Annotated in this window: 16 protein-coding genes; 3 read left to right on the top strand and 13 right to left on the bottom strand. The window is 36.6% G+C overall.

Going from position 1 to position 15820, the window contains the following annotated elements; all coding sequences use genetic code 11:
* From HXY53_01935 to HXY53_01925, 3 genes are read right to left on the bottom strand one after another with little or no spacing between them, the layout of a single operon-like run.
* Complete coding sequence (locus HXY53_01935) at positions 1-1530, bottom strand: DHA2 family efflux MFS transporter permease subunit (GenBank protein NWF75332.1); 1530 nt, start codon at positions 1528-1530, stop codon at positions 1-3.
* Positions 1531-1538: 8 nt separating this feature from the next.
* Positions 1539-2636 carry an HlyD family secretion protein gene (locus HXY53_01930; GenBank protein NWF75331.1) on the bottom strand — a complete coding sequence of 366 codons (1098 nt, stop codon included), beginning with the start codon at positions 2634-2636 and terminating at the stop codon, positions 1539-1541.
* Positions 2637-3986: a TolC family protein gene (locus HXY53_01925; protein ID NWF75330.1), complete on the bottom strand. Its 1350-nt coding sequence runs from the start codon at positions 3984-3986 to the stop codon at positions 2637-2639.
* Positions 3987-4392: 406 nt separating this feature from the next.
* Here HXY53_01925 and HXY53_01920 point away from each other — a divergent pair, with 406 nt between their 5' ends.
* Positions 4393-4986: a hypothetical protein gene (locus HXY53_01920; GenBank protein ID NWF75329.1), complete on the top strand. Its 594-nt coding sequence runs from the start codon at positions 4393-4395 to the stop codon at positions 4984-4986.
* Positions 4987-4992: 6 nt separating this feature from the next.
* Here the strand turns inward: HXY53_01920 and HXY53_01915 are convergent, their stop codons facing one another.
* The 4 genes from HXY53_01915 to kdsB are packed head-to-tail and all read right to left on the bottom strand — an operon-like array spanning position 4993 to position 9278.
* A complete protein-coding gene (locus HXY53_01915; protein NWF75328.1) occupies positions 4993-5961 on the bottom strand; it encodes a KpsF/GutQ family sugar-phosphate isomerase in 969 nt (322 codons plus the stop codon).
* Positions 5962-6009: 48 nt separating this feature from the next.
* Positions 6010-6837: a 3-deoxy-8-phosphooctulonate synthase gene (kdsA, locus tag HXY53_01910; GenBank protein NWF75327.1), complete on the bottom strand. Its 828-nt coding sequence runs from the start codon at positions 6835-6837 to the stop codon at positions 6010-6012.
* A gap of 24 nt (positions 6838-6861) precedes the next feature.
* The gene (locus HXY53_01905) at positions 6862-8538 is read right to left on the bottom strand and encodes a CTP synthase (GenBank protein NWF75326.1); all 1677 of its coding nucleotides are present in this window, start codon (positions 8536-8538) and stop codon (positions 6862-6864) included.
* Positions 8517-9278, bottom strand: a complete 762-nt coding sequence (kdsB, locus tag HXY53_01900) for a 3-deoxy-manno-octulosonate cytidylyltransferase (GenBank protein ID NWF75325.1) — start codon at positions 9276-9278, stop codon at positions 8517-8519. The genes HXY53_01905 and kdsB overlap by 22 nt, the downstream gene beginning before the upstream one ends.
* A 145-nt stretch (positions 9279-9423) precedes the next feature.
* On the opposite strand from kdsB, the gene HXY53_01895 reads away from it, so the two are divergent.
* Both HXY53_01895 and trpS read left to right on the top strand, forming a co-directional pair.
* Positions 9424-10092 carry a site-2 protease family protein gene (locus HXY53_01895; GenBank protein NWF75324.1) on the top strand — a complete coding sequence of 223 codons (669 nt, stop codon included), beginning with the start codon at positions 9424-9426 and terminating at the stop codon, positions 10090-10092.
* Positions 10093-10119: 27 nt separating this feature from the next.
* Positions 10120-11106, top strand: coding sequence for a tryptophan--tRNA ligase (gene trpS / locus HXY53_01890; GenBank protein NWF75323.1), 987 nt, complete (start codon positions 10120-10122; stop codon positions 11104-11106).
* Here the strand turns inward: trpS and HXY53_01885 are convergent.
* From HXY53_01885 to HXY53_01860, 6 genes are all read right to left on the bottom strand, one after another.
* Positions 11103-11825 carry a cytochrome c biogenesis protein CcdA gene (locus tag HXY53_01885; GenBank protein NWF75322.1) on the bottom strand — a complete coding sequence of 241 codons (723 nt, stop codon included), beginning with the start codon at positions 11823-11825 and terminating at the stop codon, positions 11103-11105. The two genes, trpS and HXY53_01885, sit on opposite strands and share 4 nt — an antisense overlap.
* 44 nt (positions 11826-11869) lie before the next feature.
* On the bottom strand, positions 11870-12352 hold the full coding sequence (locus HXY53_01880) for a MogA/MoaB family molybdenum cofactor biosynthesis protein (GenBank protein ID NWF75321.1): 483 nt from the start codon (positions 12350-12352) through the stop codon (positions 11870-11872).
* Positions 12353-12508: 156 nt separating this feature from the next.
* The gene (locus HXY53_01875) at positions 12509-12955 is read right to left on the bottom strand and encodes an MOSC domain-containing protein (protein ID NWF75320.1); all 447 of its coding nucleotides are present in this window, start codon (positions 12953-12955) and stop codon (positions 12509-12511) included.
* A gap of 1 nt (position 12956) precedes the next feature.
* The gene (locus HXY53_01870; GenBank protein NWF75319.1) at positions 12957-14216 is read right to left on the bottom strand and encodes an adenosylhomocysteinase; all 1260 of its coding nucleotides are present in this window, start codon (positions 14214-14216) and stop codon (positions 12957-12959) included.
* Positions 14217-14248: 32 nt separating this feature from the next.
* Positions 14249-15400, bottom strand: a complete 1152-nt coding sequence (locus tag HXY53_01865) for a methionine adenosyltransferase (GenBank protein NWF75318.1) — start codon at positions 15398-15400, stop codon at positions 14249-14251.
* A gap of 153 nt (positions 15401-15553) precedes the next feature.
* Positions 15554-15820 (bottom strand): hypothetical protein (locus tag HXY53_01860; protein NWF75317.1); only part of this gene is annotated, 267 nt, incomplete at its 5' end.

Here is a 15820-nt window from a genome sequence, read left to right as displayed (position 1 = left end):
CTAATGCATTACTCTGGAAGTTTCACCTTTTTCTTTTTTCATAAAGAAGACAAGTGGAAGAACGCTTATCATTATCATACTGACAATATAAAATGCATCATTGAATGACATCATTGATGCCTGTCTCAGTAGTTCTTTATAAATTAAAGCAAGTCCACCATGCTCAGAAAGGGTACTTTCAAATCCCATATTTTGAAGTTGCTGTGCACTTTGTTCAGAAAAGATATGATAAGAGTTGTCAAACGGTGTTAAGTGTTCAACAAGATGTGTTTGGTGATACTGTGCACGCCTTGAGAGCATAGTTGTAACAAAAGCAACGCCAAAGCTACCTCCGAGATTCCTGATGAGATTATATATTCCTGTAGCATTCCCCATATCCTCTTTTTTAATCCCTGACATTGTTAATGTTGTAAGAGGGATAAAGAAAAATCCCATGCCGATTCCTAAAACAATCCGAGGCCATATGACTGTCCAGAAATTAGCGTAAAGGTTAAATTCAGACATCAGATGAGTTGCAAAGGCATTTACAATGATTCCAAAGGCAAGAAAAAATTTTGGATTTACCTTATTAACAAGAAAACCTGCGATAGGTAATGCAATAAGTGTTGCGAGCCCTCCCGGACCGAGAACAAATCCAGCAAGAAATGAGGTATACCCCATAAGCGACTGTAAATAAATAGGGAGGAGCACAATACTTGCAAATAGATTAAAGAAGCCCATGAACATGATAAGATTTCCTATGCTGAAAGAAATTTTTCTGAATGCCTTAAGATTTACAACTGGATATTCTGCGTATAATTCTACAAAAACAAAAAGGATCAGTGAAGCTGCAGAAATTATACTTAAGCCTACTATAAAATTTGATTCAAACCAGTTTTCCTGCTGACCTTTATCGAGAACTATCTGAAGACAACCGAGTCCAAGTGCAAGTAACATAAGTCCCCAATAGTCAATCTTCAGCTTCACTCTTTTCATATAAGCTGGATCAACAATGAAGAGCATCGTAAGAATTATCGATATAATACCGATTGGGACGTTGATATAAAATATCCAGTGCCAGGACCAATTATCGGTTATCCACCCTCCAAGTAGTGGTCCGATAATTGGTCCAAACATTATGCCGATACCAAATATTGCCATTGCCATTCCATGTTGATGCCTCGGGAAAGTTTCAAGAAGAATCGATTGTGAAATTGGCTGAAGAGCCCCTCCTCCAATTCCCTGTAATACCCGGAATAAAACAAGGCTCTGGAGACTCCATGCAGAACCACAGAGAAAAGAGCTAAGAGTAAATAGTGATATTGAAAATATTAGATACTGTTTTCTTCCAAAAAGTCTACTGAGCCAACCCGTCATCGGGATAATGATGGCATTTGAGACGAGATATGAAGTTATTGTCCATGTAGACTCATCAATACCGGCAGAAAGGCTTCCTCGAATATGATCAAGCGAGACATTGACAACAGATGTATCAATAATCTCGATAAGAGTCGGAAGCATTACAGTGAGAGCAACAAGCCATTTATTCATTTAGATTATCAATCTTCAATAAAAATTGTAGGAATAACTGACATGCCTATTCTCAAAATATGTTCTTTGTCTGTATCTTTATCAAAAACTATCTTCACAGGTATTCTCTGCACTATCTTCACGTAATTGCCAGTAGCATTTTCTGGTGGGAATAACGAGAAAACTGCACCTGTTCCTGCCATGATGCTATCTACCTTACCCCAGAATACTTTTCCTGGATATGTATCTATTTTTATCTTTACCTTTTGGCCTGGTTTTACTTTCCCAAGTTGAGTTTCTTTATAATTTGCAGTTACGTATAATTCATCAAGTGGAACGATTGCCATTAACGGCTGACCTGCCTTTATCTGATTTCCCAGCTCAACCGATTTTTTTGTTACATATCCATCTGCTGGAGAATAGATTTTAGAGTAAGAATAATTAAGTTCTGCTGCTTTCAGCTTAGCTTCTTTTTCCTTAATTAAAGATATTTGAGCAGTCTTTAAAATTTCAGTTTGTCGCACAACCGATCTTTGAGTCTTTAAAGTATTTTCTGCCTGTTTAAGCTGTTCTCGAGCAGACTTAACCTCTGCCAATGCAACAGCATACAAAGTTGATATTTTTTCATAGCGTTCTTTTGAAATTCCTTCTTTACGGTAAAGATTTTCTCCTCTTTGCTTATCAAATTCTGCCTGTTTCAGTTGTGCTTCTTTTGCTTCGAGATTTGCTTTCGCAACTTCAATGTTTGCTGTTATTTCTGAAAGATAGGACTTTGCCACTTCAATTCTGGCATCAATTTCTGCAAGTTTTGCTTTTTCTGCATTTACACCTGATAATGCTTCGTTCAATTTGACTTCATAATCAGATTGATCAAGTTCGAGAAGAAGTTCTCCCATTCTTACGAATTGATTAGACGTTACATATATATTTTTTACAGTTCCCGGGACCTTTGAAGCAATGGTATGGATGCTACCATCGACAAACGCATCGTCTGTTGAGATATGAGTCTTTTTATATTGAATATATATAAAAGCGGCAATTATTGAGATTATGCCTATAACCGCAAATATTATTAAGGCGACCCTTTTTCTTTTTTGGTTGTTTATATTCTGATTTTTTTCTTCCATTTATTGATATACCTCCAGCAAATTGATTCCCATCGAATATAAGAGAGATGCTTCAGCTCTTCTCATATCATACAGTGCCCTGTAGTAGTTTGTTTCTGCTATGGTGAGAAGAGTTACTGCATCAACTACATCTGTTGCAGTTCCTATACCCTCTTCATATTTCAATTTATTTATTCTAAGATTCTCCTCTGCCTGTAGGACTGAATCTTTTGTGACTGTTACACGTTCTTTTGCGTTTCTTATATCAAGGAGATACTTTTTTACCTCAAGCCTTATCTCATCAATTAGCTTATTTCTCTGTTCTTTTAGTTTTAGCTTCTGATTTTCTATCTTCAAGAGTTCTGCTCTGGTGCTGCCTCCTTGAAATAAATTAATGCCCATTCCTAAAAGTAAAGACCAATTTCCCTCATGAACTTGATAACGATTTTCTGTATAATCATATCCTCCTCTTGCAAAAAAATGAGGGAAGTATTCAGACCTTTTCGCTTTTTGCTCAAAATCAAGTGATTTAAGAGTTTCATCAATAATTGCTAACTCAAGTCGATTTTTTTCTGCCTTTCCCCATGCGAACTCTGTATCAATTTCGAGTGTATCTGACGTAACCCCATAGTTATCGGTTACCTCTATTTCAGCGGTCAGGGGTCTTAAAATCGCATTGTTCAAACGTGAAACTATTAATTCTCTGTAATTTTTTGCAGAGAGCAATTTCTGTTTTGCATCAGATATTTTCACTTCTGCCTGTAAAAGATCATTCTTGGTTATAACGCCTGCTTCGTAAAGATTCCTTGCGTCAATGAGGTGAGTCTCAAATCTATCAACCTCTTTTTGTGCTACCGAAAGTAACTTCTCTGCTTCAAGAAGATCAAAGTAAAGAATGATAACATCAAGAAGTACAATATTTCTGACCCGTTCAGTATCGAGTTTCTTTGTATTCAGGATTGCTTTGCTCGCTCCATACCGGGCAGCATTTTCTCTGAAGTCATAAAGTATCTGCTGGATGCTTAGACTGTATGAAAAATAATTTTTTTCGGATAACGGAACAGTTTGAATCCCAAATATAGCAGCAGGCTGGTGAGCGAGTGACGTATATGATAAATTTGCATTCACATCAGGCAGCATCTTTGACCGTGCAAAAAAAGTATCATTTTCTGCAATTGCCTCTTCATGCTGGATGATCTTTAAAATTCTGCTATTCTTTGCTGCAAGTTGTATACAGTCCTTCAATGTTAATAACTCAGCCTCTGAGTTGCGAAGTAAAGTCATGGTTAAATGAGCTACTATTATGAGAAGAATTTTTAAATTTCTTGCAATCTTAACGATATATTTTGAGTTGTTGTCATAAATTTTCATTTCACCATAACCCCTTAAAAATTTTTACATATCAATTAATTTTTAATACCCAATCATGAAATTTATCATAATATACCTTTTCTTTCAAATATAAGTCCTTAATTTAATCATCCAACACCCTAACTTTTGAATCCTGAAAGGACAATTTTTCGGGGCTATATTTTTCTGATCAACATAACTTTTCCCCAAATTCAGCGATAAAAATCGTCATGGCGAGTGAAACGAAGTAATCTTTTTTTTATAGTGAGATTGCCACGTTCCCTCTTGATGCTCGCAATAACCGAATAGATAAGTCTTTATTCTGGTTATCGCTGGATTTGAGTTTTATATGATAGAGGTAGCTTTAGATATATTAATATTTGTAAAATAGTTTTAACGAGATTTATAAAAGAAGGAAGGAGTTCTTATGGGTAAAATTAAAAGTGCTTTTGAGAAGGCTATGGAAAAAGCAGAAGAGATCGGGAAGCTTACTGCTGAAGAAAAGGAAAATTTAGAAAACAAAGAGAAAGTGAAATCTGTACTTGCAGAATTTTATAAAGGCCAACTTGACCGTGATGGATTGTGGCAGAAGTTGAAAGGCTATAATTTATCTCTCCTAATAGAGGCGCAGATCAGTTTGATAGATGCAATAGGACTTGGAGACATTCCTGAAGAATTCCAGAAACGAAAAGACGGGATACTTGCTATTGAAACCTTAAAAAACTCCAAGAATATTTCTATGATTGAGGATATGATTAAGGCGATAGAATTGATAAGAAGTGAATATCGGGATGGCAAAGAAAGGGCTGAGAAAGAGATGAGAGAAGCGATTGAGAGAAATCCGCAGTTGCGTCTCAAGCCTGTAAGAATGCCAGATGGGAGAACGGTTCTTCAAGCTGCAGTTTCTGTTGATGAAGCAGTACAGGCAAGACTTTCAGAATTTCTATCAGAACATGAAGAACGTTATGGGATGGAATTTGAACGCCTGATTACAAGACTAAAATGGGCTGTATCAGTCTGATTGGAGTTAAACTATTCCCTGTTTCAGTATGTCATGAAGATGAATAATTCCTACGGGTTTCCCTTCTTTATCAGGAACGATAAGGGCTGTTATTGAATAACTTTCCATAATAGATAATGCTTTGGCTGCCAACTCTTCTTCTGGTATGGTTTTTGGATTTTTTGTCATTACTTCACCTGCCAGCATCTCGAATAACTTTCCTCCATGCTTTTCAAGTCCTCTACGAATATCCCCATCTGTTATCACACCCCGTAAACAGCCTTCCCTATCAATTACAATTGCATGTCCTAATCTTTTAGCAGACATCTCTATTAACGCCTTTGATGTAAGAGTATCTGTGTATACCAGAGGCAAGTTATTACCTGAATGCATTAGATCTTTAACTTTAACGAAGAATTTCTTGCCGATGCTTCCTTTTGGGTGAAAAAATGCAAAATCTTCTTCTTTAAAGCCTCTTTTTGAAAGTAGAGCAATTGCGAGTGCATCTCCCATAGCCATTGTTGCAGTTGTCGAAGCAGTTGGAACAACACCAAATGGACAAGCTTCTTCTTTGACAGAAATATTCAATACTACATCAGAAGCCTTGGAAAGTGATGAATCCATACTTCCTGTTATTGAGATAATAGTGATATTGAATCTTTTCAGAAAGGGGATTAATCCGAGTATCTCCTCTGTCTCACCACTATTTGAAATAGCGATAATCACATCATTGGATGTAACCATTCCGAGGTCTCCGTGACTTGCTTCTGCAGGATGGAGGAAGAAGGCAGGTGTTCCAGTTGAAGCAAGAGTAGCTGCAATCTTTTTACCAACAATTCCTGATTTCCCCATGCCGGTAACCACAACCCTTCCTTTGCTACTGTAAATTATTTCAACCGCCTTTTCAAAATTATTGTTCATTTTTTCTATTAATGAAAAGATAGCTTCCGCCTCTATTTTCAAGACTCTTTTAGCAATGTCGAGAATATTAACCATAAAAATTTTCTTCTCCAATCTTTTCTGGAACAATTAAAATCACTTGCATTACCTTTTATTTTTTATTAATCCATCTATTGTTTTAACAATAGTAAGTATCTTTTTTACTTTATCTAATCTGATCATATTTGGGCCATCGCACAGAGCTTTATCTGGATCTGGATGGACTTCTATAAAAAGCCCATCAACACCCGCTGCCACCGCTGCTCTTGCAAGATGTTCTGCAAACTCTCTCTGACCGCCTGAACTTTTTCCCATTCCCCCTGGTAATTGAAGACTGTGTGTAACATCAAAGATTACAGGATAACCAAATGATCGCATTATTGGAAAAGACCTGAAATCAACAACGAGATTGTTATATCCGAAAGAAGTTCCTCTTTCAGTAATGAAGAGCTTATGATTACCTGTTGAAGTAAATTTTTTAATGATATTTTTTACATCCCACGGAGCAATAAATTGACCCTTTTTTATATTTACTGGTTTACCTGTATTAGCGGCTGCAAGAATCAAGTCAGTCTGTCTACATAGAAAAGCTGGAATCTGGATGACATCGAGAACTTCTGATGCCTGTTTTATTTCTTCCACCGAATGAACATCTGAAAGGATGGGAATATTATATTTGCTTTTTACACGTGAGAGAATTTCAAGCCCCTTTTGTAAACCAGGCCCCCTGAAAGAAGATATAGAAGTCCGATTTGCTTTATCGTATGAACTTTTGAATAAAAGAAAAAGATTAAGCGAACTACATATTTTCTTTAATTTACCAGCAGAATAAAATACAATCTCTTCACTTTCAATTGAACAAGGGCCCGCAATGATGAAAATGGGGTTATCCCCTCCAATCTTTGCATTTGCGATTTTTATTTCCTTAGTCATATTTATTAATAAGATTCATTGCTATCATATGCCTCTGCCTTTTTCTTCGGTACTTATCTCCATATAAGGGAATAAAGACCTTTTTTCTCTAAGAGATGCTTCAATAAAGGCCCTGAATAAGGGATGAGGGTCTGTTGGCCTTGATTTGAATTCAGGATGAAACTGACATCCAAGAAACCAGGGATGATCTTCTATTTCTATAATTTCTACTAATTCTCCATCAGGGCTTAAACCACTAATTTTTAAACCATGACTTGTTAATATATCCCTGTATGTGTTATTGAATTCATATCTGTGTCTGTGCCGTTCTGAAATTTCCTTTATGCCATACGCCCTGAAGGCATTAGAATTTTCTTTTAGAATACATGGATAAGCTCCTAGTCTCATGGTACCACCTTTATTTGATTCTTCTGAACGCTCTTCAAGGCTTCCCTTTCTGAAGTTATACCATCTCTCCATGAGATATATAACAGGATCTTTTGTATTAAAATTAAATTCTGTACTATTTGCTGACAAACCGCATATATTTCTTGCAAATTCTATTACAGCGCACTGCATCCCAAGACATATTCCGAAATATGGAATCTTTTTTTCACGTGCATACCGGATAGCCTTTACCTTGCCTTCAATTCCTCTATATCCAAATCCGCCTGGCACAAGAACCCCGTCAGCATCAGTTAAAAATCTATCAGGATCATGGATTTCAATCTCTTCTGAATCCACCCAGTTCAGATTCACACGTGTATCATTAGCGATGCCCCCGTGAATAAGTGCTTCATAAAGGCTTTTGTAGGAATCTTTCAGACCCGTATACTTGCCAACAATAGCAATGTTGACCTCATTCTTAGGTTCTTTTATTTTTCTAACTATATCTTTCCAGATTGTTAGCTCCGATTCTTTTGTATTCAATCTGAGTTTTTTATCTATAAGTTGATCAAGACCTTCATTATGTAACATTAGCGGCACTTCATAAATCGTTTCTACATCTATTGCGGCTATAACTGCATCTATATCGAGATTACAATGTATTGCTATTTTCTTTTTTGTTTCTGGAGGCAAAGGAACCTCAGTTCGGCATAACAGAATATCTGGTTGAATACCTATCTCCCTGAACTCTTTCACACTGTGTTGTGTGGGTTTTGTCTTAAGCTCCCCTGCTGTTTTTACATATGGAATGAGAGTAAGATGCATGTAAAGTACATTCTCCCTACCAACGTCATATCTGATTTGTCTTATTGCTTCAAGAAAAGGAAGGCTTTCTATGTCCCCGATGGTTCCTCCGATTTCAACAATAACGACATCATAGTCATTACTAACAGATTTTATTGCCCTTTTTATCTCATCAGTAATATGAGGGACTACCTGGACAGTCTCACCTAAATATTCCCCCTGTCGTTCCTTTATTATTACATTGTAGTAAATCTTTCCTGTTGTATAATTATTTGCTTTTGATGTCCTTATCGAAGTAAATCTTTCATAATGGCCAAGGTCAAGATCTGTTTCTATCCCATCGTCAGTTACATAAACTTCGCCGTGCTGAAAGGGGCTGAGAGTCCCTGGATCAACATTGATATATGGGTCAAGTTTTTGCAGTGTAACTTTCAAACCCCGTGCCTCAAGCAGAGCACCCGTAGCAGCAGCAGCTATACCTTTACCAAGAGCTGAAACGACTCCACCTGTTACAAAGATGTATTTAGACATTTTTCCACCCTTTCCAAGTCTTCAGGGGTATCAACCCCATGAGTTTTAAAGATTGTCTCTTTTATTTTGATCTTCAACCCGGTTTCGATTGCACGTAATTGTTCTAGTTTTTCAATCTTTTCCAGAGGTGTTTGCTTCATTTTTGTGAGTGAAAGGAGTATATCTTTCCTGTAACTGTAGATGCCTATATGTTTATAAATTTTTTGAATTTTAAATTTTGAATTTTGAATTTCTGACAAGTTTCTCCATTCATCTCTGTGATATGGTATCGGAGCCCTCGAAAAATATATTGCAAACCAATCTTTATCAAAAATAACCTTTACTGTATTTGGATCTAAAATCTCTTCCCAATTATCAATTTTATTCGCTAATGTTCCGATTGAGGCTCTTGAATCTTCCAGGAGAGTAATTACTTCATCAATCATTTCAGGACGTATTAGGGGTTCATCTGCTTGCACGTTGACAATTATATCATAATTCAATGAAGCTGCAACCTCTGCTATTCTATCAGTACCAGAAGGATGCTTTATATCAGTCATAACAGCTTTGCCACCAAAAGCATTAACTTCATTTAAAATCGTTCTGCTGTCAGTTGCAATAATAACATCTTGTGCGAGATCAGATTGCTTTGAGTTTTCATAAACATATTGAATTATGGGTTTGCCTTTAAGGGGATACAATAGCTTTCCCGGAAAACGGGTCGAATCATAACGGGCGGGAATTATGACTACTGCAGTCATCTTTAATAAACATTATAACTTTCTTTTAACCACCTTGACAATAGTTTTTCATACACAGTATAGTTTTTAGTATTGAAATATAATTTTTCCACGGTCTTATCCTATTTTTACAAGTAAATACAATGGATAGAAAGGCTAAAAATCATTGGATTTTTCAAGTACTGCACAGCAGGTAATTATTTCGGCATTCCCTATTTTGATAGCAATTACCTTCCATGAAGTCTCTCATGGATTTGTGGCGAATAAATTGGGAGACCCGACAGCCAGGATGATGGGTCGGCTTACATTGAATCCTATCGCTCATATTGATCCAATTGGTACTATATTAATGCCGCTTATGTTAATAATTTTTACTAATGGCCAATTTGTCTTTGGCTATGCAAAACCAGTCCCTATAAATCCCATGAATTTCAAAAATCCTAAACGAGATATGGCAATATCAGCTGCTGCAGGACCGATAACTAACATATTACTCTCAGTTATTAGCATACTTATTCTCAAATTAATTGTCGTTCCTTTATCTATATTCATGCCATCATCTGTGATATCAACAATATTAATTCCTTTGAAAATGATACTCGAATCAAGTGTAGTTGTAAATGTTGTGCTTGCAGCATTTAATATGATTCCAATCCCCCCTCTTGATGGTGGGCGGGTTTTAACAGGGATATTGCCTTACAAGCAGGCAGTATCTTTCAGCAGGATAGAGCCTTTCGGATTTTTAATAGTACTATTTCTAATAATAACAGGGATTGCACATTATTTTGTCATCCCACTCGTAAATTTTTTTTTAACCATCCTTCAAATGTTTTAGAGTGTTAAGTTTTTATGAGGTGATATTATGAATAAAGATAGAGTTTTGAGTGGTATGCAGTCGAGTGGAAAGCTTCATATCGGAAATCTTGTTGGAGCTTTACAGAACTGGGTTAATCTCCAGGACAAATACGATTGTTTTTACTTTGTCGCTGATTGGCATAGCCTCACAACAGGATATGCAGAAACATCATCAATAAAAGATTATACAATTGACATCTTAATAAACTTTTTAGCAGCTGGTCTTGATCCCGAAAAATGTACAATATTCATTCAATCAAAGGTTATTGAGCATGCAGAATTACATCTATTACTTTCAATGATAACTCCTCTTGGTTGGCTTGAGCGGGTTCCAACATATAAAGAGAAACAATCTGAACTCAAAGAGAAAGATTTATCTACGTATGGATTTCTTGGCTATCCACTCCTTCAGACAGCTGATATTATAATTTATAGAGCAAAATATGTACCTGTTGGCATTGATCAAGTCCCGCATCTTGAAATAAGCCGTGAGATTGCAAGACGTTTCAATAATCTGTATAAAGAGATTTTTCCTGAACCTGAAGCGTTACTTACAGAGTTCCCGAAAGTAATAGGCACTGATGGTAGAAAGATGTCAAAGAGTTATGATAATGCTATTTATCTCTCAGATACACCCAGGGAAGTTGAGCAAAAGATTTTAACAATGGTTACTGATCCCGCAAGGGTAAAAAAGACCGACCCCGGGAACCCTGAACTTTCACCAGTTTTCCAGCTACATAAGATTTTTTCCTCAAAAGAAGAAAAAGAGCAAGTGGCAATTGGTTGTAAAACAGCCGGTATCGGTTGTATTGATTGCAAAAAAATCCTCATTAAGAATATGTTTAAGGTTTTAGAGCCTATATGGAAAAAACGCAATGAACTCTTAAATAATCCAGATATTCTCAACGATATTGTGGATCAAGGAACAAAAAAAGCAAGAAAGGTTGCGCGTGAGACCATGCAATTAGTTAGGGAAGCAATAGGATTATTTTAGAATTTTATTCCAACATCAGGCAGTATTCTACCGATTATTCTTATTTGATCAGTAAGGAGCATTATACCAAAGACAATCAGAATAATGCCGCTTATGAGCATAATGAAACGCATGTATTTTACAATTTTTTGGGAATAGCTTAAAAAAATATTCATAGCAAGTGCGGAAAGGATAAAAGGCACGGCAAGACCGAGAGAATATATTGAGAGCAGTTTAAGCCCATAAAGTGCAGATCCTTTTGAGCCTGCATAAAGAAGGATGCTGCCAAGTATCGGGCCGATGCAGGGACTCCAGCCTGCAGCAAATGTCATTCCTACGAAAAAAGTGCCGATATATCCTGCAGGTTTTCCGCTTAAATGAAATTTTTTCTCTTTCATTAAGAGGTCCAATTTTAAAATACCTGATATGAAAAGTCCGAAGATAATTACCAGTACTCCCCCGATTATCCTTATTAAATCCAGATATTCAAACAAAAATCTCCCGATAACGGATGACGAAATTCCAAGTGTTACAAAAATGAAAGAGAAACCGGCAATAAATGCAAGTGAGTTTGAAAGCGTCAGATATCTGATCCTTTTTTTATCAGAAGTAACTGTCAGATCTTTGAAAGAAAGTCCAGTTATAAAAGAGACATATGATGGAACCAAAGGTAGAACGCACGGTGATATAAATGATAGCAAACCGGCAATAAAGGCCAGCGTGTAAGAAATATCCTGCATTTTTATAATATAAAACTGCTTTTAACCATTTTATTTACGAGGGATTAACGTGCACACTCTGAAGTATCTCCCTTAATTTTTTCAATCGCATGAGGTATTGCATCCAGAATAACTCCCAGATTTTCCTTTACTGCCTTAGGGCTTCCAGGAAGGTTTATGATTAATGACGCACCTTTGATGCCTGCTATTGATCTTGAAAGCATAGCCCTACTCGTTTTTTTCAACCCTTCAGCCCTCATAGCTTCTGCGATACCCGGCACCTCCCTGTCGATGATTTCAAGGGTTGCCTCAGGTGTTACATCTCTTGGCGAAAGCCCAGTCCCACCTGTTGTAAGTATGAGATCGACTTTTTCACTGTACTCAATAAGTTTATTTTTAATTAAATCCTTTTCATCAGGCAGGATTTCATAATATTTTACTTCCGCACCTATTTTCTTCAGCATATCTTCAATGAGTGGTCCGCTTAAATCCTCACGTTCGCCCTTTGAGCCTTTATCACTCATTGTTAAAACAGCAACAGTAATCATGTATATATGATAAGGAAAAATGATGATATTTTGAAGAGGTTTATTTATCTCTCAAAAATTTCTCATTTACAGCAGAATCTCAAGAATTACAGGAGGGCCCGACTGGCAAACTTCCTTAAATCGATAAAAGACAATATTGGTGAGTTTTTAGAATTCTTAAGGCAGATAGCTGATCGCTATTTCATCTCCCTTTTCGATCTTCCCTCCTTTCAGGACTCTTACAAAAATTCCTTCAGTGGGCATAATACAATTGCCGGCCATTTTATATATTTCACAGCGGGTATGGCATACCTTTCCTATTTGACTCACTTCAACTTCTATATTATCTCCAATTGACATTCTTGTCCCAACAGGGAGACTAAGAAGATCGATTCCCTCGGTTGTGATATTTTCTGCAAAATCACCAGGATTTACCTTAAGTCCCTGTTTCTTCATCTTCTCTATACTCTCCAGAGCCAAAAGACTAACCTGTCTGTGCCACCTTGAAGATGCATGAGTATCACCCTCAATACCAAAATTAGCTTTCATAAAAGCCTCTTTTACAGGTTTTTTTCGAATTCCTTTCTTATCGCTTATATTTACTGAAACGACTTTCCCTTTCATATCATGTTCCCATTTCCCAGCTTTCCAGATAAGTTTTTTGCTCTTTTGTGAGAGTATCTATCTTTATTCCCATTGATTTGAGTTTTAATGAAGCGATTTTTTTGTCTATTTCTTCAGGAACGCTATATACTTTTTTTTCAAACTTTTTATAATTTTTTGCTATATACTCTGCACATAATGCCTGATTTGCAAAACTCATATCCATAACCGCAGAAGGATGACCTTCTGCTGCAGCAAGATTAATAAGCCTTCCTTCACCAAGGATATATAATCTACGATTATTTTTTAAAGTATGCTCTTCAACAAATTCCCTTATTATCCTTCTTTTTTTTGAAATTTTTTTCAATGATTCAAGATCTATCTCAACATTAAAGTGGCCTGAATTGCATAGGACAGCTCCGTCTTTCATCAAGGTAAAACAATCTTTTGAAATAACATTAACATCTCCTGTTGCAGTAATAAAGAAATCGCCTATCATTGCAGCGTCTCTGATTGGCATTACATCAAAACCATCCATGGTAGCTTCAAGTCCTCTTAGAGGATTTGTTTCTGTAATAATTACCTTTGCACCCATACCCTTTGCTCTCATGGCAATACCTTTACCGCACCAGCCATATCCAGAAACAACAACTACAGAACCTGCAATTAATCTATTGGTTGACCTCATAATTCCATCTATAGTGCTCTGGCCTGTTCCATATCTGTTATCGAAGAGGTATTTAGTATATGCATCATTAACTGCAATTATCGGATATTTAAGGACACCTTTTTCAGCCATTGCCTTGAGTCGAATAACCCCTGTAGTTGTCTCTTCTGTTCCGCCGATTACATTTTTAATCAAATCTTTTCTTGTTTTGTGAAGAGTCGAAACTAAGTCAGCTCCGTCATCCATTGTAATATGTGGTTTTAATGATAGTGCATTGGTGATATGTTTATAATATGTCTTGTTATCTTCTCCCTTAATTGCAAATACAGAAATCTTAGAATTTATAACAAGTGAAGCAGCAACATCATCCTGTGTACTAAGAGGATTGGAAGCACAGAGAGCAACCTCAGCTCCACCAGCCTTAAGTGTCTCCATAAGATTTGCTGTTTCAGTTGTGACATGAAGACAGGCCGACAGCCTTAGCCCCTTTAAAGGTTTTTCTTTATTAAACCGTTCGGTTATAGTTTTCAATACAGGCATTTCCTGAGCAGCCCATTCAATACGCAATTTGCCCTTTTTTGATAATCCGATGTCCTTAATGTCGTGTCTAATCATTAATCCTCCATTTATTTTTGATAACCCCTTTTTTAAAGTCCTGCTTCTTTTCTTAAGATATCTGCCTTGTCTGTCTTTTCCCATGTAAAATCGGGGTCACTTCTTCCGAAATGTCCATATGCAGCAGTCTTCTTGTAGATGGGTCTTCTTAGATCAAGGGTTTCTATCATACCTTTTGGAGTGAGGTCAAAAAGTTTCCTTATTAATTTTACAATTTTTTCTGATGGGATTTTGCCTGTTCCAAATGTCTCTGCGAGAACTGAAACAGGTTCTGGTATTCCTATAGCATATGCCATCTGTACCTGGACTCGGTCAGCTATTCCAGATGCAATGATATTTTTTGCTATATATCGTGCCATGTATGAACCTGATCGGTCTACTTTTGAAGGGTCTTTTCCAGAAAAACATCCACCACCATGACTGCCAACACCGCCATAGCTATCAACGATTATCTTTCTGCCTGTCAGGCCGGTATCACCCATTGGACCACCAACAACAAAACGGCCAGTGGGATTCACATAGTAGTGAATATTTTCTTCATCAAGTAAATTTGTGGGTAATGTTGGTTTAATTACTTTTTCAATAACATCTTCTTTTATTTCTTTTAAAGTAACTTCAGGACTATGTTGAGCAGAAATTACTATACTATCTACTCTAAAGGGTTTACCATCTTTATATTCCACTGTTACCTGTGTTTTCCCATCAGGCCTGAGATAGCCAAGTATATCTTTCTTTCTTACTTCAGCTAATCTCATTGCAAGTTTATGTGCAAGCAGGATAGGCAATGGCATGAGTTCATCAGTCTCGTTACAGGCATAGCCAAACATTAAACCCTGATCACCAGCGCCACCGATATCAACACCCATAGCAATATCAGTTGACTGTTCATGAATAGACGTAATAACAGCACATGTTTCGTAATCAAAGCCATATTTAGCCCTTGTATAGCCAATTTCCTTTATAGTTTCTCTAACAATATCAGGGATTTCTACATAACAATTTGTTGTAATTTCACCTGCTACAAACGCCAGTCCAGTGGTAACAATTGTTTCACAGGCTACTCTGGCAAATTGATCTTTAGCAATTATTGCGTCTAAAATTGCATCAGATATCTGATCTGCTATCTTATCCGGATGCCCCTCAGTTACAGACTCAGAAGTAAAAAAATAGTTATTTCCTAACATTATTCACCCCCACAAATATAATATTTCTACTTATAGAATAAATACTTTGTAAATTATAATTTTAACATATTTTATAAATTTATATGCTGTTACTCAAAAATGCATTATTTGGGCTTAGGAGATTTAATTTCAAATGCATCTTTCGTGTTGAGCTTATTTTCTTCTGTGGTATTCCTGGATTGTTCTTATATGTATTTGCTTTTTTTTAAACATCTCGATTGCATTCACAACCGCAAAAGCTCCTGATATTGTAGTGGTAAAAGGTACTTTATACTGAAGGGAACTCTGTCGTATAGAGAAAGAATCTTTCTGCGCCTGTGCGCCTGTAACTGTATTGATTACAAAATTTATCTCCTTATTTTTTATTTTGTCAACAATATGCGGTCTGCCTTCTGTAACTTTATTTACAACCTCTACATT

It is taken from the genome of Nitrospirota bacterium, assembly GCA_013388455.1.
In the GTDB taxonomy this organism is placed as follows: domain Bacteria; phylum Nitrospirota; class Thermodesulfovibrionia; order Thermodesulfovibrionales; family SM23-35; genus JACAFF01.
This window is presented reverse-complemented; position numbering and strand designations above follow the sequence as displayed.